Origin of the sequence: Dryocola sp. LX212 (assembly GCA_041504365.1) — a bacterium.
Taxonomy (GTDB): domain Bacteria; phylum Pseudomonadota; class Gammaproteobacteria; order Enterobacterales; family Enterobacteriaceae; genus Dryocola.
On sequence record CP167917.1, the window covers coordinates 3,587,721 to 3,606,344 of the forward strand.

Annotated in this window: 19 protein-coding genes; 2 read left to right on the forward strand and 17 right to left on the reverse strand. The window is 55.9% G+C overall.

Features of this window, described 5'->3' with window-relative positions; genetic code table 11:
- Window positions 1-14 precede the first annotated feature (14 nt).
- From ACA108_17260 to mltB, 4 genes are all read right to left on the reverse strand, one after another.
- Complete coding sequence (locus ACA108_17260) at window positions 15-893, reverse strand: metal ABC transporter substrate-binding protein (GenBank protein XEX95084.1); 879 nt, start codon at window positions 891-893, stop codon at window positions 15-17.
- Window positions 890-1,774 (reverse strand): metal ABC transporter permease, encoded by an 885-nt coding sequence (locus ACA108_17265; protein XEX95085.1) that lies wholly within the window; start codon window positions 1,772-1,774, stop codon window positions 890-892. Before ACA108_17265 ends, ACA108_17260 begins: the two co-directional genes overlap by 4 nt.
- A complete protein-coding gene (locus ACA108_17270) occupies window positions 1,771-2,466 on the reverse strand; it encodes a metal ABC transporter ATP-binding protein (protein ID XEX95086.1) in 696 nt (231 codons plus the stop codon). Before ACA108_17270 ends, ACA108_17265 begins: the two co-directional genes overlap by 4 nt.
- Window positions 2,467-2,721: 255 nt before the next feature.
- Window positions 2,722-3,798: a lytic murein transglycosylase B gene (mltB, locus tag ACA108_17275; GenBank protein ID XEX95087.1), complete on the reverse strand. Its 1,077-nt coding sequence runs from the start codon at window positions 3,796-3,798 to the stop codon at window positions 2,722-2,724.
- 290 nt (window positions 3,799-4,088) lie between these two features.
- Here mltB and mutS point away from each other — a divergent pair, with 290 nt between their 5' ends.
- Window positions 4,089-6,650: a DNA mismatch repair protein MutS gene (gene mutS, locus ACA108_17280; protein ID XEX95088.1), complete on the forward strand. Its 2,562-nt coding sequence runs from the start codon at window positions 4,089-4,091 to the stop codon at window positions 6,648-6,650.
- An 89-nt stretch (window positions 6,651-6,739) separates the two neighbouring features.
- Here the strand turns inward: mutS and rpoS are convergent, their stop codons facing one another.
- The 12 genes from rpoS to cysD all read right to left on the reverse strand — a co-directional run bounded on the left by rpoS (window position 6,740) and on the right by cysD (window position 16,502).
- Window positions 6,740-7,732: an RNA polymerase sigma factor RpoS gene (gene rpoS / locus ACA108_17285; GenBank protein ID XEX95089.1), complete on the reverse strand. Its 993-nt coding sequence runs from the start codon at window positions 7,730-7,732 to the stop codon at window positions 6,740-6,742.
- A gap of 58 nt (window positions 7,733-7,790) precedes the next feature.
- Window positions 7,791-8,954, reverse strand: coding sequence for a murein hydrolase activator NlpD (nlpD, locus tag ACA108_17290; protein XEX95090.1), 1,164 nt, complete (start codon window positions 8,952-8,954; stop codon window positions 7,791-7,793).
- A gap of 104 nt (window positions 8,955-9,058) precedes the next feature.
- Window positions 9,059-9,685 (reverse strand): protein-L-isoaspartate(D-aspartate) O-methyltransferase, encoded by a 627-nt coding sequence (locus ACA108_17295; GenBank protein XEX95091.1) that lies wholly within the window; start codon window positions 9,683-9,685, stop codon window positions 9,059-9,061.
- Window positions 9,679-10,440: a 5'/3'-nucleotidase SurE gene (gene surE, locus ACA108_17300; GenBank protein ID XEX95092.1), complete on the reverse strand. Its 762-nt coding sequence runs from the start codon at window positions 10,438-10,440 to the stop codon at window positions 9,679-9,681. Before surE ends, ACA108_17295 begins: the two co-directional genes overlap by 7 nt.
- Complete coding sequence (gene truD / locus ACA108_17305; GenBank protein XEX95093.1) at window positions 10,421-11,467, reverse strand: tRNA pseudouridine(13) synthase TruD; 1,047 nt, start codon at window positions 11,465-11,467, stop codon at window positions 10,421-10,423. The genes surE and truD overlap by 20 nt, the downstream gene beginning before the upstream one ends.
- Window positions 11,467-11,946, reverse strand: coding sequence for a 2-C-methyl-D-erythritol 2,4-cyclodiphosphate synthase (gene ispF, locus ACA108_17310; GenBank protein XEX95094.1), 480 nt, complete (start codon window positions 11,944-11,946; stop codon window positions 11,467-11,469). Before ispF ends, truD begins: the two co-directional genes overlap by 1 nt.
- Window positions 11,946-12,656 carry a 2-C-methyl-D-erythritol 4-phosphate cytidylyltransferase gene (gene ispD / locus ACA108_17315; protein ID XEX95095.1) on the reverse strand — a complete coding sequence of 237 codons (711 nt, stop codon included), beginning with the start codon at window positions 12,654-12,656 and terminating at the stop codon, window positions 11,946-11,948. The genes ispF and ispD overlap by 1 nt, the downstream gene beginning before the upstream one ends.
- A gap of 19 nt (window positions 12,657-12,675) precedes the next feature.
- Window positions 12,676-12,990, reverse strand: a complete 315-nt coding sequence (ftsB, locus tag ACA108_17320) for a cell division protein FtsB (protein XEX95096.1) — start codon at window positions 12,988-12,990, stop codon at window positions 12,676-12,678.
- 182 nt (window positions 12,991-13,172) lie between these two features.
- Complete coding sequence (locus ACA108_17325) at window positions 13,173-13,496, reverse strand: DUF3561 family protein (protein ID XEX95097.1); 324 nt, start codon at window positions 13,494-13,496, stop codon at window positions 13,173-13,175.
- A gap of 53 nt (window positions 13,497-13,549) precedes the next feature.
- Entirely contained in the window at window positions 13,550-14,155 is a 606-nt protein-coding gene (gene cysC / locus ACA108_17330; protein ID XEX95098.1) for an adenylyl-sulfate kinase, read from the reverse strand.
- Complete coding sequence (cysN, locus tag ACA108_17335) at window positions 14,155-15,582, reverse strand: sulfate adenylyltransferase subunit CysN (protein XEX95099.1); 1,428 nt, start codon at window positions 15,580-15,582, stop codon at window positions 14,155-14,157. The genes cysC and cysN overlap by 1 nt, the downstream gene beginning before the upstream one ends.
- A gap of 11 nt (window positions 15,583-15,593) precedes the next feature.
- Complete coding sequence (cysD, locus tag ACA108_17340; protein XEX95100.1) at window positions 15,594-16,502, reverse strand: sulfate adenylyltransferase subunit CysD; 909 nt, start codon at window positions 16,500-16,502, stop codon at window positions 15,594-15,596.
- A gap of 271 nt (window positions 16,503-16,773) precedes the next feature.
- Here cysD and ACA108_17345 point away from each other — a divergent pair, with 271 nt between their 5' ends.
- The gene (locus ACA108_17345) at window positions 16,774-17,814 is read left to right on the forward strand and encodes an aminopeptidase (protein ID XEX95101.1); all 1,041 of its coding nucleotides are present in this window, start codon (window positions 16,774-16,776) and stop codon (window positions 17,812-17,814) included.
- Window positions 17,815-17,860: 46 nt separating this feature from the next.
- Here ACA108_17345 and cysH read toward each other — a convergent pair whose 3' ends face one another.
- A complete protein-coding gene (gene cysH, locus ACA108_17350) occupies window positions 17,861-18,595 on the reverse strand; it encodes a phosphoadenosine phosphosulfate reductase (protein ID XEX95102.1) in 735 nt (244 codons plus the stop codon).
- Window positions 18,596-18,624 lie beyond the last annotated feature (29 nt).

Genomic DNA, 18,624 nt, shown 5'->3' on the forward strand with positions numbered 1-18,624 from the left:
GCTGGCCCATGGTGTTATTTCATGCTGCTGGCAATGGTTTCGACGTTATGTTTGAACGCCATTTCATAGGTCGCAGCCGGGCCGTCTGCGGCAGATAACGCTTCAGGATAAAGCTCCCCGCCCGGCTTCGCCCCGCTGGCAGCGGCGATCTGCTGCACCAGGCGCGGATCGGTTTGATTCTCGATAAAATAGGTTTTGATGTGCTGCACCTTGAGCTGCTTAATTAACGCGGCCACGTCACTGGCGCTGGCTTGAGCTTCCGTAGAGATACCCACCGGGGCAAGGAACGTTACCCCATACGCCTTACCAAAGTAGCCAAACGCATCGTGGCTGGTCAGCACATGGCGGCGGGCCTTTGGGATAGCTTCAAAGCGCGTTTTCGCCCAGCTGTCCAGCAGCTTCAGACGCGTAATGTAATCCTCACCCCCCTGACGAATCTCCGGCGCGTCCTGTGGGTCGGCAGCAATCAGCGCCTGCAAAATGTTGCTGGCGTAAATCGATCCGTTTTCCGCACTGTTCCAGGCGTGCGGATCGGTGATAGTTTTCCCGTCTTCTTCCATGCTGCGGGTATCCACTCCCTGAGAAGCAACAACAATTTTGCCTTTATAGCCCGATGCGTTCACCAGCCTGTCCATCCACCCTTCCATGCCCAGACCGCTGACGATCACGACATCCGCATGGCTCAGCGCCACGCTGTCTTTCGGGGACGGCTCAAAGCTGTGCGGGTCGCCGTCAGGCCCGACAAGGCTCGTCACTTTCACATGCTTGCCCCCCACCTGCTTTGCCATATCCGCCAGTACGGTAAAACTGGTTACGACGTTTATTTCTTTCGCCATTGCCGTCTGGCCTGAAATCGCCACGGCTAACGTTAATGCCATCCCAAAACGTTTCATTTAATCCCCTTGCTGATTGTTAACCCATTCCGGAAGAAGCTCCGAAGTAGCCCACTGCGTGGCCCGAAAAGAAGAGACAGAACGAATGCGCCGCTGGCGGTCAGTACGATGGCAGGCCCGGCAGGCAGCGAGGCGCTGAATGACCAGGCCAGACCTAGCCAGGCACAGCACAGACCGCAAAGCACCGCAATAGCTATTGAGCCCGCCAGCGTTTTCGCCCAGCAGCGGGCGGCAACGGCGGGAAGCATCATCAACCCGACGGACATTAAGGTGCCGAGTATCTGAAAGCCAGCCACCAGGTTAAGCACCAGCAGCGCCAGAAAAACACCGTGCAATAGATGAGGAATCAGACGCCCGTTGACCCGCAGAAACGCCCGGTCAAACGTCTCCATGACAAGGCCGCGATAAATCAACGCCAGCAGGATCAGGGTCACGCTGGCAATAATGCCGACAAATATTGTCGCCCCACCATCAACGGCAAGGATGGAACCGAATAATAGATGAAGCAGGTCGACGCTCGAACCACGCAGGGAAATCAGCGTGACGCCAAGAGCCAGAGAGCCCAGGTAAAAACCGGCGAAGCTGGCATCTTCTTTAAGATTCGTGCGGGCGCTTACCAACCCGGAAATTAACGCCACCACTACTCCGGCAATAAAGCCGCCAATACCCATCGCCACCAGCGACATGCCCGCAAGCAGATACCCCACGGCAACCCCCGGCAAAATCGCGTGGGATAACGCATCCCCCACCAGGCTCATCCGGCGCAGCAGCAGGAGAATCCCCAGCGGGGCCGTGCTTAGTGATAGAGCCAGACAGGCAACCAGCGCCCGGCGCATAAAGCCGTAGTCAATAAACGGCTCAATTAAAAATTGATAGATCATACAGATAGCGCCAGATGAGAGCCTGATGACAGGTAACCAGGTAAAACTTGTGACGTTGCTCCCCAGTGCGTGGTTTGCAGGCCAAGCAGCAGAACATCCGGGAAAAAACGCTCTACGAGTTCGTTATCATGCAGCACGGTGATCACCGTCTGCCCCTCCTCGTGCATCTGCCGAATAAGCGTCATCAGGAAGTTTGTGGTCTGCACGTCAATACCGGTGAACGGCTCATCGAGCAGCACCAGCGGCGCGTTCTGGACAAGCAGGCGAGCAAAGAGCATGCGCTGATATTGGCCGCCGGACAGGGTTTCAATGGGCTGTTTCGCCATCAAGCTCAGCCCAACGCGCTCTATTGCCTCCGCCACCCGTTGCCTGCACCGACGGTTAAGGCCGGAAAAAATGCTCCGCGCGGGCCAGCTTCCCATGCTCACCACGTCGTAAACTGTCGTCGGGAACTGGCGATCCATCTCGGCAAGCTGCGGCAGCCAGGCTACGCGTGGCATGGCACCTCGGCTGTAAACGACCTTCCCAGAGACGGGAGCCTGAAGCCGAATCAGGGTTTTAAGCAGCGTCGATTTTCCCGTGCCGTTCGCGCCGATCACCGCCGTCATGCTGCCCGCGTGAAAGGTACCGGATAGCGCGGGAGCGACCGCCCTACCCTGATAGCCCGGCACAACCCGTTCAAGTTCGATCATGGCAGCGCTACCGCCCATAAAACGGCCAGCCAAAGACAGCACAGCACGATGAGGATCCCCCCGATACGTAGCAGTGCGGAGGCAGAGAAAAGCGTTGAGGGGTGGGGTAAATCCATGGCAGCATACTCAAATTGATTTGTTATAACATAACATAAACCAACTTGAGCAACTTGTAAATTGCAGAGTTAAACCAAAGCTATACCGGCGCAACATGGCCGCCAACGAAAGAAATCGCCCCGGAACGGGGCGATTTAATTACTGAACGCGCGCCAGCGCAACCGCCTGGCCAAGCTGCCAGACTGCCATCGCGTAGTGCGTGCTGTGGTTATAGCGGGTGATGGTGTAGAAGTTCGGCATGCCGTACCAGTACTGATAGCGGTCGCCCATATCCAGGCGCAGAAGGCTGGCTTCCTGATGGTCACCCAGCGAACTCTGCGGCGTCAGGCCTGACTGCTGCAACGCAGAGACGGAGTATTTGGTTTTGAAGCCATCCGCCAGGCCCGGCACCTGCCCGTTTGCCGGTACCGCAACCAGATCGCCCTTCACCCAGCCGTGGCCTTTAAAGTAGTTCGCCACGCTGCCGATGGCATCTTCCGGATCCCACAGATTAACGTGGCCGTCGCCGTTAAAATCAACCGCATACTCTTTGAAAGAAGAAGGCATAAACTGGCCATAGCCCATAGCGCCCGCGAAGGAACCTTTCAGCGTCAGCGGGTCATCCCCTTCGTTACGCGCCATGATCAGGAAGGTTTCCAGTTCGCTTGCAAAGTACTGCGCACGGCGCGGATACGCGAAGGCCAGAGTAGACAACGCATCAATAATGCGGGTTTTACCCATCACGCGGCCCCAGCGGGTTTCTACACCGATAATTCCGACGATGATCTCAGGCGGCACGCCGTAGACCTGGAAAGCGCGCTTGAGCGCATCATCATATTGGTTCCAGAAAACCACGCCGTTTTGCACGTTATCAGGCGTGATAAATTTGCCCCGGTAGCGCAGCCATGCACCGTTCGGGCCCGCAGGTGGTGCAGTAGTCGGCGCCTGCCGATCCATAAGGCGCAGCACGTAATTTAGCTTTTTGGTCTGCGAAAAGACTTCATGCAGCTGCTGACGGTCGAAACCATGCTCGCTGACCATCTTGTCGATAAATTTTTCGGCTTCCGGGTTGTAGGCAAAATCCCCGGTTTGCATAAAGACATCATGCTGCGGCTGCAGCAGGAAGCCTCCGGATGGCTTACCAGCCGTCGGCTGGGTCTGCGCCTCAGTTTTTGGCTTGCTACTACAAGCGCTGAGTAAAACAAGAAGCGGGAGGAGTGCTGCTGAATAACGCATGGGCTGTGATATCCGTATGTCTGACCAGTATGGGTTGCTCTAATGGTAAAGCAAAATGGCAAAAACATCCGCAGCGAAAATAACGAGAATATTTAGTTATAAATTACTGATTAAGTTAAACGCTAGCGAAGGTAGGATTTTTAAGTTCTTCCCTCTTATGCCGCTTAGTCTGCAGGATGTGAGATGCACCGAATCCTCCCATTATGATACGCTTTGCAGCACTCGCGATCCTGGCCCGGATGTTCAGGATTGCTTTTTAATTCGACTACGAAGTTGGTTAATAAAATCAAATGACTACTATGGAAAACTTCGACGGCCACACGCCAATGATGCAGCAGTATCTGCGCCTGAAGGCCCAGCATCCTGAAATTCTGCTGTTTTATCGTATGGGGGATTTTTACGAACTCTTTTATGACGACGCGAAACGCGCGTCGCAGCTGCTGGACATCTCGCTGACCAAACGCGGGGCTTCAGCGGGCGAGCCTATCCCCATGGCGGGTGTACCGTACCACGCCGTAGAAAACTACCTGGCAAAACTGGTCAACCTCGGTGAATCCGCAGCGATTTGCGAGCAGATTGGCGATCCGGCAACCAGCAAAGGTCCGGTCGAGCGTAAAGTTGTGCGCATCGTGACGCCCGGCACCATCAGCGACGAAGCGCTGCTCCAGGAGCGTCAGGACAACCTGCTCGCCGCCATCTGGCAGGACAGCAAGGGCTTCGGCTACGCGACGCTGGATATCAGCTCCGGCCGTTTCCGTCTGAGCCAGCCGGAAGATGTCGAAACCATGGCCGCCGAGCTCCAGCGTACCAATCCTTCTGAGCTGCTGTATGCAGAAGATTTTGCCGAGATGCGCCTGATCGAAGGCCGCCGCGGCCTGCGCCGCCGACCGCTGTGGGAGTTTGAGATTGAAACCGCTCGCCAGCAGCTGAATCTGCAGTTTGGCACCCGTGATTTAACGGGCTTCGGCGTCGAAAACGCTCGTCACGCCCTTTGTGCCGCGGGCTGCCTGCTGCAGTATGTTAAAGACACCCAGCGCACGTCGCTGCCGCACATCCGTTCCGTCACCATGGACAGGCAGCAGGACAGCATCATTATGGATGCCGCCACGCGCCGCAATCTGGAGATCACCCAGAATCTGGCCGGCGGCTTTGAAAATACGCTGGCTTCGGTGCTGGACTGCACCGTCACGCCGATGGGCAGCCGCATGCTTAAACGCTGGCTGCATATGCCCGTTCGCAGCGTCGAGGTGCTGAAGAAACGTCAGAGCACCATTGCCGCCCTGCAGGACCGCACGGCGGAGATCCAGCCGGTGCTGCGCCAGGTAGGCGATCTTGAGCGTATTCTCGCGCGTCTGGCGCTACGTACCGCCCGTCCACGCGATTTAGCCCGCATGCGTTACGCTTTCCAGCAGCTTCCTGAACTGCGTGAAATGCTGGCGGACGTGCCAACGGATTACGTGCAGACGTTGCGCGAGAATATTGGCGAATTTACCGAACTCCGCGAACTCCTTGAGCGCGCGGTTATTGAGTCTCCGCCGGTTCTGGTACGTGACGGCGGCGTTATCGCGCAAGGCTATAACGAAGAGCTGGACGAATGGCGCGCGCTGGCAGACGGCGCGACGGATTACCTTGATAAGCTGGAAATCCGCGAACGAGAAAGACTGGGGCTGGATACGCTGAAAGTCGGCTACAACGCCGTTCACGGCTACTTCATCCAGATAAGTCGTGGGCAAAGTCACCATGCGCCAATCCACTATGTCCGCCGCCAGACCCTGAAAAACGCCGAGCGCTACATTATTCCCGAGCTGAAAGAGTACGAAGATAAGGTGCTGACCTCGAAGGGCAAGGCGCTGGCGCTTGAGAAACAGCTCTACGATCGGCTGTTTGATACGCTGCTGCCCCACCTGGAAGCCCTGCAGCAAAGCGCCACAGCGCTGGCGGAGCTGGACGTGCTGGTCAACCTGGCCGAGCGCGCCTATACCCTGAACTATACCTGTCCGCAGCTTAGCGATAAGCCGGGCATAAAGGTAGTTGGTGGACGTCACCCGGTAGTCGAGAAAGTATTGAGCGAACCGTTTATCGCTAACCCGCTTAACCTGTCCCCCCAGCGACGAATGCTGATTATAACCGGTCCAAATATGGGCGGTAAAAGTACCTATATGCGGCAGTCGGCGCTGATCGTCCTGCTTGCCTATATAGGCAGCTTTGTTCCCGCACAGCAGGCCGAAATCGGACCAATCGACCGTATCTTCACCCGAGTTGGGGCGGCAGACGATCTGGCCTCCGGCCGCTCTACCTTCATGGTGGAGATGACCGAAACGGCCAATATTCTGCACAATGCCACCGAACACAGTCTGGTGCTGATGGACGAAATTGGGCGCGGGACGTCAACCTACGACGGGCTGTCGCTTGCCTGGGCCTGTGCCGAAAATCTGGCAAACCGTATCAAGGCGCTGACGCTGTTCGCGACCCACTATTTCGAGCTGACCACCCTGCCGGAAAAAATGGAGGGCGTAGCCAACGTCCATCTGGATGCGCTGGAGCACGGCGACACCATTGCCTTCATGCACAGCGTGCAGGACGGAGCGGCAAGCAAAAGCTACGGTTTGGCCGTTGCGGCACTGGCAGGCGTACCGAAGGAGGTGATTAAACGGGCGCGTCAGAAGCTTCGCGAGCTGGAGACAGTTTCTGGTAACACCGCGGCAACTCAGGTCGACGGTACGCAGATGTCGTTACTGTCGGTCGCGGAAGAGACGTCGCCTGCGGTAGAAGCGCTGGAAGCACTCGATCCGGATTCTCTGTCGCCACGTCAGGCGCTGGAGTGGATCTATCGCTTGAAGAGTCTGGTGTAGAAAACGCCGGATGACGCTGCGCTTATCCGGCCTACAAAAACATAAAAAAAGCGGTGACATCAGTCACCGCTTTTTTATTTGAAGGGTCTTTATTCGCGGAACAGCGCTTCGATGTTCAGCCCCTGAGTCTGCAGAATTTCACGCAGACGACGCAGACCTTCAACCTGAATCTGACGAACACGTTCACGAGTCAGGCCGATTTCACGACCTACATCTTCCAGTGTTGCAGCTTCATAGCCTAACAGACCAAAGCGACGAGCCAGCACTTCACGCTGCTTAGCGTTCAGTTCAAACAGCCACTTTACGATGCTTTGCTTCATATCATCGTCTTGCGTGGTGTCTTCAGGTCCGTTGTCTTTTTCGTCTGCCAGAATGTCCAACAGCGCTTTCTCAGAGTCACCGCCCAGCGGGGTGTCTACTGAGGTGATGCGTTCGTTAAGGCGCAACATACGGCTGACGTCATCAACGGGTTTATCCAGCTGCTCTGCAATCTCTTCCGCGCTCGGCTCATGGTCGAGCTTGTGGGAGAGTTCACGAGCGGTACGCAGATAAACGTTCAGCTCTTTCACGATATGAATTGGCAGGCGAATCGTACGGGTTTGGTTCATGATTGCCCGTTCGATGGTCTGACGAATCCACCAGGTTGCATAGGTTGAGAAGCGGAACCCACGCTCAGGGTCAAACTTCTCTACCGCACGAATCAGCCCCAGATTCCCCTCTTCAATCAGATCCAGCAGTGCCAGACCACGATTGCTGTAACGACGGGCAATTTTTACCACCAGACGCAGGTTACTTTCGATCATGCGACGGCGGGAGGCAACATCACCACGCAGCGCGCGGCGGGCAAAGTAAACTTCTTCTTCGGCGGTCAGTAATGGGGAATAGCCAATCTCCCCAAGATAAAGCTGAGTCGCATCTAATACACGCTGCGTGGCGCCCTGTGACAACAGCTCCTCTTCGGCAATGTCGTTATCACTGGGTTCCTCTTCTACAAGGGCTTTTTCATCAAAAGCCTCAACTCCGTTCTCATCAAATTCCGCGTCTTCGGTTAATTCATTAACTTTCAGCGTATTCTGACTCATAAGGTGGCTCCTACCCGTGATCCCTGGGCAAAGCACTTATGTGGAGTGCTTTGCCGGCTTATCGCTGCGGCAAATAACGCAGCGGGTTGACGGATTTCCCCTTGTAACGAATTTCAAAATGCAATCTTGTTGAACTGGTTCCGGTGCTACCCATGGTAGCTATCTTCTGCCCCGCCGTGATTTCTTGTTGTTCCCGGACCAGCATCGTATCGTTATGGGCGTAGGCACTCAGGTAATCATCGTTGTGTTTAATGATGATCAGATTACCGTAACCACGCAGTGCGTTACCGGCATATACTACGCGGCCTGAAGCGGTCGCGATGATAGCCTGTCCTTTACTGCCGGCGATATCGATCCCTTTATTACCACCCTCAGTGGCAGAGAAGTTCTCGATAACCTTGCCATCAGTCGGCCAGCGCCAGGTCGAGATTGGCGCGCTGTCGGACGTGCTGCTGGCAGTGGGTGCGGTAGTTGTAGAGCTAACCACAGGTGCCGTAGCCGGTGCTGTGACGGTTGTCGCAGCTGGCTTATTATCCGGCAACATTTTGTTAGCACTCTGTTCACCTGAGTCCTCAGAATACGTAATTGTCGGTGTAGAAGCAACCACTGCGGTTGAGTTTTGCGCAGCCGGATTGTTCACACCCTGAGCAGTCGCATCAGCCTGGGTGACGGCATTTCCGCCGGTAATTGGCGTGCCGGATGCGCTACCAACTTGCAGGGTCTGACCCACCTCCAGACCATACGGGGCCGCGACGTTGTTACGTTGCGCAAGGTCACGGAAATCGTTGCCGGTGATCCACGCAATGTAGAACAAGGTATCCCCGCGCTTCACCGTGTAGGTGCTGCCTCCGGCATAGCTGCCTTTCGGAATATTCCCATACTTGCGGTTATAAACGATACGTCCGTTTTCCGTCTGTACAGGTGCAGACTGTACGGCGGGCTGGCTTTGAACCGGCTGGGCCTGCTGTACTGGCTGAGTCTGTACAGGCTGGATCGCCGGCTGTTGAACCGGCTGAACTTGAGGGGTCGGCACTGGCGCAGACATCTGTGGAGGCTGGGCTACCTGTGCACCGTCAGCACTGCTGCTCCCTGCGCTACTGCTGTCACCGACAGAGCTAATTGGTGCCTGAGTCGTGCTATTGCTACAACCAGCCAGCCACAGGCTAACCAGCGATAGCGTCGCAATGCGACGTAGAGTAAAAGTCGGGCTTCCCGCGCTCATAAATCCCCCAAAAAATGAAACCACTACATGCTTATGAAAATACGATAGGTTTAACCCTGCAACGTTACGCTAAGGCCCTGGTTAAAAAACAAGAAATATCCAGGTTATGCCAGTTCGCCCTTTACTAAGGGTACAAAACGAACGGCTTCTACCGTATCAATAGTAAATTCGCCACCGTGGCGACGAATGCGTTTTAAAAATTGCCGTTCTTCGCCTACCGGCAGAACCAGAATGCCGCCCTCGTCCAGCTGTGATAATAAAGCCGAAGGGATCTCAGGCGGCGCAGCCGTAACAATGATAGCGTCAAATGGCGCGCGCGCATGCCAGCCTTGCCAGCCATCACCGTGGCGGGTAGAAATATTATGCAAATCCAGCTGTTTCAGGCGACGCCGTGCGTGCCATTGCAGCCCTTTAATGCGCTCAACGGAACACACGTGGTGGACCAGGTGGGCGAGAATTGCGGTCTGATAACCTGAACCGGTGCCGATTTCCAGCACCCGGGATTCCGGCGTCAACTCCAGCAGTTCGGTCATGCGGGCAACCATATACGGCTGTGAAATGGTCTGGCCTGAGCCAATCGGCAGCGCCGTATTTTCCCAGGCTTTGTGCTCAAACGCTTCGTCGACAAATTTTTCCCGCGGCACCAGCGCAATCGCATCCAGGACATTGTCGTCCTGAATGCCCTGAGCACGAAGCTGAGTGAGAAGAGCTTGTACGCGTTTGCTTACCATTCCCCGGCAACTCCCGCTTTAGTTAACCAGCTGCTCACAACGTCATGGGCGCTATGAGCGGTTAAATCAACGTGCAGGGGGGTAACAGAGACATAGCCTTCTTCAACGGCGGCAAAATCCGTGTCCGGACCGGCATCGTGCTTGTCTCCCGGCGGACCAATCCAGTAGAGCGTGTTGCCACGCGGATCTTCCTGTGGGATGACTTTATCTGCCGGATGGCGACTGCCGCAGCGCGTGACGCGAATCCCCTTAATTTCATCAAGGGGCAAATCAGGCACGTTGATGTTAAGAATACGGCCGGTACGCAGCGGTTCGCGCGATAAAGCTCGCAAAATTGAACAGGTGACGGCAGCCGCCGTATCGTAATGCTGATAACCATTTAATGAGACGGCAAGCGCAGGAAAGCCCAGGTGACGCCCTTCCATGGCGGCAGCGACGGTGCCGCTGTAAATAACGTCGTCGCCCAGATTTGGCCCGGCATTAATACCGGCGACCACCACGTCAGGGCGAGGGCGCATCAGCGCGTTCACGCCAAGGTAGACGCAGTCCGTCGGCGTGCCCATCTGGACGGAAATGTCGCCGTTAGCCAGCGTAAAAGTGCGCAGTGAGGATTCAAGCGTCAGCGAGTTTGATGCGCCGCTGCGATTACGGTCCGGGGCCACGACCTGTACCTCGGCAAATTCCCGCAAGGCTTTCGCCAGCGCCTGAATGCCCGGCGCATAGATCCCGTCATCGTTACTCAGCAATATTCGCATAATCACCCGGCGTGTTCATGAGTTCCCTTACAACACTGGTGGCGAAGCTACCGGCAGGCAGCCAGAAGCTGACCTCCACGGTTACATCATCCCACCAGCTCCAGCGTAATTCTTCTGGTTTAACCAGCATGGCACGTCGTGCGGCGTCGACTCGCTCGCGCACCAGCAATGCCTGTAGATCGGTTTCCTGCTCAACGCTTTGCTGCTCGAAGGCTAGCGCTTCATTGAGCGTCCCCCACGCGCCGTCGCCCGGCAGCGGTGCCGTAATCAGCAGTTCGCCGCCGTCAACGCGAGGTTGTAATACCGGGAGTTCTTCGGCAGTGGCGACAAACCAGCTGCCGCGTCCTGCCAATTGTAGCGCATCGCCATCAACAACTTGATTAAAGTCTGGTTTTTTCAGTCTAAGGCTAACAATCTGATTAAACAACGCGCTACGGGCCGCTGACAAATAAAAACTGCGTTTATTGCGATCGCGCAGCGGAGCGTTAGTTTGGGCCCAGCGGCGGGCCTGGTTCAGGTTATTGCCGCCGATGCCAAAACGCTGGCTGCCAAAGTAGTTCGGCACGCCGTCGCGTAGGATAAGATTCAACCGCGCTTCCAGCTCCTCGCGATGACTGACCTCACGCAGCACCAAGGTAAAGTTATTCCCCTTCAGCGCTCCAAGGCGCAGCTTGCGACGGTGGCGCGCGTACTCCAGCACTTCACAGCCTTCCAGCTCAAATGCGCTCATGTCAGGCATCTCTTTGCCAGGCAGACGTACGCAGAACCACTGCTCGGTGACGGCATGCTTATCTTTCTGTCCGGCGAAGCTGACTTCGCGAGCGTGAACTTTGAGGAATTTCGCCAGCGCGTCGGCCACAAAGCGGGTGTTACAGCCCTTTTTCAGGATGCGCAGCAGCAGGTGCTCGCCGTCACCGTCCGGGCCAAAGCCCAGATCCTCGGTAACCATGAAATCCTCGGGGCTGGCTTTGATAAGCCCCGCCCCTTCCGGCTTGCCGTGCAGCCAGGTGAGATTTTGCATATCCATTATGGACGAGCCTTATGCAGCAGCGCGACTGCTTCGCAGGCAATCCCTTCGCCACGACCGGTAAAGCCGAGCTTCTCCGTGGTGGTAGCTTTGACATTGACGTCGTCCATGTGGCAGCCGAGGTCTTCGGCAATAAACACGCGCATCTGGGGGATGTGCGGTGCCATTTTCGGTGCCTGAGCAATAATGGTGACATCGACGTTGCCTAGAGTGTAACCCTTAGCCTGAATACGGCGCCAGGCTTCGCGTAGTAGCTCCCGGCTGTCCGCGCCCTTATAGGCGGCGTCAGTATCAGGGAACAGCTTGCCGATATCCCCCAGCGCGGCAGCGCCAAGCAGCGCATCGGTCAGCGCATGGAGTGCAACGTCGCCGTCAGAATGGGCCAGCAACCCTTTTTCGAAAGGCACGCGCACGCCGCCAATGATGATCGGGCCTTCGCCGCCAAAAGCGTGTACGTCAAAACCATGTCCGATACGCATTAAATATTCTCCGTTTGGGTCAACCGCGTGAGGTAAAACTCTGCAAGCCGCAGATCTTCCGGGCGCGTCACTTTTATATTATCGGCGCGGGCGCTAATTAATTCGGGATGGAAGCCGCAGTATTCAAGGGCCGATGCTTCATCGGTGATCGTCGCCCCTTCATTCAGCGCGCGCAGCAGACAGCTTCGCAACAGTTCAAGCGGAAAAAGCTGCGGCGTAAGCGCGTGCCAGAGATCTTCGCGCTCGACGGTATGGGCGACCAGAGGCTTGCCTGGCTCCCCGCGCTTCATCGTGTCGCGCACCGGAGCCGCAAGAATACCGCCAACCTTGCTGGTTTCAGTAATGGCCAGCAAGCGCGCCAGGTCATCCTGATGCAGACAGGGACGTGCGGCATCGTGCACCAGCACCCATTCAGCCTTACCTGCGGCCTGAAGACCAGCCAGCACGGAATCGGCGCGCTGCCCTCCGCCGTTTACTACGGTAATACGGGGATCTGCTGCCAGCGGCAAAGCGGTGAACCAGGTGTCTGTAGTGCTGATGGCAATGACGACATGGCTGACACGTGGATGTGCCAGCAGACTCGCGACTGCATGCTCAAGGATGGTTTTATTGCCGATGTGAAGATATTGCTTTGGACATTCCGTTTGCATACGGCTGCCTATTCCGGCGGCCGGCACCACGGCAATTACGTCCCGTGAGGAGTCTGCCATGAGAATCACTTACGCTTATTTATCGATTATTCTGCGCGGCATTGTTGCCGACGCGCTTAGAGGTGTCCGGCACCAGGCGGTAGAAGGTTTCACCAGGCCTGGTCATACTCAGTTCGTTGCGCGCGCGCTCTTCGATGGCCTCCTGGCCGCCGTTAAGATCGTCAATTTCAGCAAACAGCTGATCGTTACGCGCCTTCAGTTTGGCATTAGTCGCCTGCTGAGCAGCCACGTCTTCGTTGACTCGCGTGTAATCATGCACGCCATTTTTACCGAACCACAGCGAATACTGCAGCCAGACCAGCAAGGCCAGCAACAGCAGCGTTAGTTTACCCATCCTGCCCCCTGAAAAACGGCACACCCATTCCACAACTGCGTGTCTGACTTCACTTGTAACCCCAACAGGGTCGCGGGCACAAAGTGAGTCGACAAATTTGCGGCAGAATTTATCACAGATCGCGCCGACATGCGCGCTTGCAGGAGGTTTAGCTTAAATCGGGGCATTTTCGTCGGTCAGGCTCAACCCGTCAGCCACATGAATAAAACGCCGAACATCAGTCCTACGGTGATGACCGTGGCAGGGCAGCTGTAGATGAGCTTGCCGCTAAGCAGCGAATGCAGCGCTATGCCCACCAGGACGGCAACGGGCATTAGCGCAAGGAAGAAAGGCCAGGTATAAAGGAAGAAAAACAGGGTGTTAGGCCCATACATCAGAAACGGGATGCCAAGCGCGAGCAGCCACGACAAAAGGCCGATGAACGCCCCTGGCAGTGACCTGGTGGTTTCTTCGGCTGAAGGTCCAGGTTCAGTCTGTGTAATAACAATGTTCGAGCTGTTGCGCATAACGAATCCGGTGGCCTGGCTGGCCGGACGCAGTGATGCGCCAGGCACTCTCATTAGGCTTTGATAATATCGTTACGACGCAGCAGGTCTAACATTTGCGCAATCAAATTTGTTACCAATTGTTCGCCGTCTAAGTGAATTTCCGGCTCGCCCGGCGATTCATACAATGAATCAATCCCGGTGAAATTTATCAGCTCGCCGGCCCGGGCTTTTTTATACAGTCCTTTAGGATCGCGCGCTTCACAGATTTCAAGGGGGGTATCAACAAATACTTCGATAAACCGCCCTTCCCCGACAAGCTCACGCACCATCTGCCGCTCTGCACGATGCGGGGAGATGAAAGCCGTCAGCACCACCAGCCCGGCATCTACCATCAGGTTGGCGACTTCACCTACCCGGCGGATATTCTCTTTGCGATCGGCATCGCTGAACCCCAAATCACGGCACAGTCCGTGGCGCACGTTATCGCCGTCAAGCAGATAGGTGCTGACGCCCAGCTTGTGCAGCGCTTCCTCAAGCGCACCGGCGACGGTGGATTTACCGGAGCCGGATAGCCCGGTAAACCACAGCACCGCCCCGCGATGCTGGTGAAGCCGTTCACGCTGCTCCTGAGTCACAGGATGGGCATGCCAGACCACGTTATCGTCGTGCTCTGCCATCACTTGCCTCCCAGCAAATCACGCGCGCCCCAGTGTGGGAAATGACGACGCACCAGCGCGTTCAGATCCAGCTCAAAGGCACTGAATGCAGAAGGTTCCTGATACACCTCTTCGTGCGGCTCACGAACCATACCCGCGCCTACGGTGACGTTAGTCAGGCGATCGATAAAGATAAGCCCGCCGGTAACCGGATTTTCCTGATATTTATCGAGCACTAACGGCTCGTCGAAGGTTAAATCCACAAGGCCGATGCCGTTAAGCGGCAGGCTTTCCACCACGCGCTGGGTCAGGGAGTTAATTTCTACCTGATAATGGATGTTATCCACACGGGCGCGGGTCTTTTTACCAGCGATTTTAATGTCATAGCTCTGGCCCGGCACCAGCGCCTGCTCTGCCATCCAGACCACATCAACCTTCGCGGTTTGCACGGCTGGCAGCGAGTCGCTTGCATCCACCAGCAGGTCGCCGCGGCTGATGTCGATTTCATCTTTCAGCACCAGGGTGATCGCCTCTCCGGCAGCAGCTTGTTGCAAATCCCCATCAAACGTTACGATTCGCGCAATGGATGACTCCACGCCGGACGGTAAAACCTTAACGCGCTGCCCGACTTTCACCGCGCCGGAAGCAAGAGTACCGGCATAGCCACGGAAATCCAGGTTCGGGCGGTTTACATACTGAACCGGGAAGCGCATTGGCTGCAGATCTACGATACGCTTAACCTCAACCGTTTCCAGCAGCTCAAGAAGCGTAGGCCCGGTATACCACGGCATATTTGCGCTTTGCGTCGCAACATTGTCGCCTTCCAGCGCAGACAGCGGCACAAAGCGGATATCCAGGTCAGACGGCAGCTGTTTGGCAAACGTCAAATAATCCTGCTTGATCTGCTCGAATGTCTCTTCGCTGAACTCAACCAGATCCATTTTATTGACGGCTACGACCAGGTGTTTGATCCCCAATAACGTGGAGATAAAGCTGTGGCGGCGGGTCTGATCCAGCACGCTTTTACGCGCGTCAATCAATAGGATCGCCAGCTCGCAGGTTGACGCACCCGTAGCCATGTTACGAGTGTACTGCTCGTGTCCCGGCGTATCGGCGATAATAAATTTGCGCTTCTCGGTAGAGAAATAACGATAGGCCACATCGATGGTGATGCCCTGCTCGCGTTCGGCCTGTAAACCATCCACCAGCAGCGCCAGATCGAGCTTCTCGCCCTGAGTACCGTGGCGCTTGCTGTCGGTTTGCAGTGAGGAGAGCTGATCTTCGTAAATCTGACGCGTGTCATGCAGCAGACGCCCAATCAGCGTGCTTTTCCCGTCATCCACGCTGCCGCAGGTCAGGAAACGCAGCAGGCTTTTGTGTTGCTGAGCGTGCAGATAAGCCTCTACGCCGCCCTCTTCGGCAATTTGTTGTGCAATGGTGCTGTTCATCTGGCGGCTCCTTAGAAATAACCCTGGCGTTTCTTCAGCTCCATGGAGCCGGCCTGGTCGCGGTCAATCATGCGGCCCTGGCGTTCACTGGTGGTGGAAACCAGCATCTCTTCGATGATCTCCGGCAGCGTCTGAGCGCTGGACTCAACCGCGCCGGTAAGCGGCCAGCAGCCGAGGGTACGGAAGCGCACCATCTTCTGCTCGATGACTTCACCCGGCTGCAGGTCGATACGGTCATCGTCAATCATCATCAGCATGCCGTCACGCTCCAGTACGGGACGCGGCGCTGCCAGGTAGAGAGGAACAATGTCGATATTTTCCAGGTAGATGTACTGCCAGATATCCAGCTCGGTCCAGTTGGAGAGCGGGAACACGCGAATGCTTTCACCTTTGTTTATCTGCCCGTTGTAGTTGTGCCACAGTTCCGGACGCTGGTTTTTCGGGTCCCAGCGGTGGAAACGGTCGCGGAACGAGTAGATACGTTCTTTTGCACGGGATTTCTCTTCGTCTCGACGCGCGCCGCCAAAGGCCGCATCGAAACCGTATTTATTCAGCGCCTGCTTCAGCCCTTCGGTTTTCATGATATCGGTGTGTTTGGCGCTGCCGTGCACGAAAGGGTTGATGCCCATCGCCACGCCTTCGGGATTTTTATGCACCAGAAGCTCGCAGCCGTAGGCCTTCGCGGTACGGTCGCGGAACTCGTACATCTCACGGAATTTCCAACCGGTATCCACGTGCAGCAGCGGGAAAGGGAGCGTGCCCGGATAAAAAGCCTTACGAGCCAGATGCAACATCACCGACGAGTCTTTGCCGATTGAATACATCATTACCGGATTGGAAAATTCGGCAGCGACCTCGCGGATAATATGGATGCTTTCTGCCTCCAGTTGCCGCAGGTGAGTGAGTCGTTTTTGGTCCATAACCTTCCCTTAAAGCTGCGATTAGCACGGCGGGTCATAGCCCGACCGTTTGCATGAAATTACAGGGACTATAAGACGCAGGGTTATTTGATATGAAATTACGAATTGGAATGAGTAGTTCCACAAAGGAATAAAGCCCTGGAAAACTAAATTACAAAATGTGCTTAACGGGAGGTTTAACGGGGCTTTAGGATGATTTGGAATTGTTTATCGCAGGTCACAGTTTCATACTAGCCACGCAAAAATTACGCATAATAAAAAAGGATCGACTATGTTTTCCGCGCAGCGCTTCTGGGCTGTTTCTCTTGCGCTGGGGATGGGTTTCTCCCTGCCTGCCGAAGCCACCACGACACATCTGGGTAAAACTGCCGAAGCGCAGACTCGCCATATCGCCACCGTTTTTCCAGGCCGAATGGCCGGCAGCCCCGCCGAACTCCTTACCGCCGACTATCTGCAAGAACAGTTCATACAATATGGCTACCAGGCCGATATTCGCCGCTTTAAGACCCGCTATCTCTATACCACCAAAGACGGTCATCAGAGCTGGCATCACGTCAGCGCAAGTCAGGTGATTGCCGCGCGAGAGGGGAAAGAGCCGCAGCAGATTATTATCATGGCGCACCTGGACACCTTCATCCCGCTGAGCGATGCCGATACCAATAATAATCTCGGTGGCCTGACGCTACAGGGCGTGGACGACAACGCCTCCGGCCTCGGCGTCATGCTGGAGCTGGCTCAACGTATGGCAAAGGTTCCGACGCGCTACGGCATTCGCTTTATCGCTACCAGCGGCGAGGAGCTCGGCGAACTGGGGGCTGCAAACATCCTCAGCCGCATGAGCGAAAAAGAGAGGAAAAACACCCTGCTTGTGATCAATCTCGACAGCCTCGTGACCGGTGACTGGCTCTATTTTAATAGCGGCATAAAAACGCCGATGCCGGTGCGCAAACTAACGCGTGACCGCGCGATTATGCTGGCACGCCAGATGGGCATTCAGGCCGCCACAAATCCGGGCCGAAACGCAAAATACCCAAAAGGAACCGGCTGCTGCAACGATGCCGAACCTTTCGACAAAGCAGGCATACCCGTGCTGTCCGTAGAATCCACTAACTGGTCGCTGGGCAAAAAAGATGGCTATCAGCAGCGGGCCAAAAATAAAGCCTTCCCGGACGGGTCAAGCTGGCACAGCGTGCTGCTGGATAACCAGCAGCACCTGGATAAATGGCTGCCGGGCCGCATAAAAAAACGCAGCCACGACGTCGTCAGCATCATGCTGCCGCTGGTGAAGGAGCTGGCGAAGGCGGGGAAATAGGACTTAAAAAATAAGGTGGGTCGGCGCCCACCTTATTATTCCTGAATCAGCCTTCGTGCAGTCCGCACTCGCGCTTCAGGCCAAAAAATCTAGTCTCTTCTTCTGCCATGCCCGGTTCCCACTTGCGGGTAGTATGGGTATCACCGACTGACAGATAGCCCTGATCCCAAAGCGGATGGTATTTCAGTCCGTGGGCGGTGAGGTACTGGTAAACCGTGCGGTTATCCCAGTCGATAATTGGCAGGATTTTGAAAACGCCGCGCTGTATCGCCAGCACCGGCAGATTCGCCCGGCTGCCGGACTGTTCACGACGCAGGCCAGCAAACCAGGTTTGGCCGCCCAACTCCTGCAAGGCGCGGTTCATCGGCTCGACTTTGTTGATCTCATTGTATTTCTCAATGCCCTCAACGCCCTGCTCCCACAGCTTGCCGTAGCGTGCCTCCTGCCATGCCGCACTTTCTTTTGCGCTAAACACCTTGAGGTTCAGCTTCAGCTTGTCCGTCAGCTCGTCGATAAACTGGTAGGTTTCCGGGAACAGATAGCCGGTATCGGTGAGGATCACAGGGATATCCGGGCGCAGCTGGGTGACCAGATGCAGGCTCACCGCCGCCTGAATCCCAAAGCTTGAGGACAACACGAACTCGCCGGGCAGGTTTTCCAGCGCCCAGCCGACGCGCTGCTCCGCGGTCAGCTTTTCGAGCTGGGTATTGACCTCGGCCAGCGCCATAACGCGTTCGACTTTTGGCAGTTCGTTCAGTGCTTTTAGATCGAGTACGGACATACGTGCCTCGCTTATTGGCAAAAATCAGG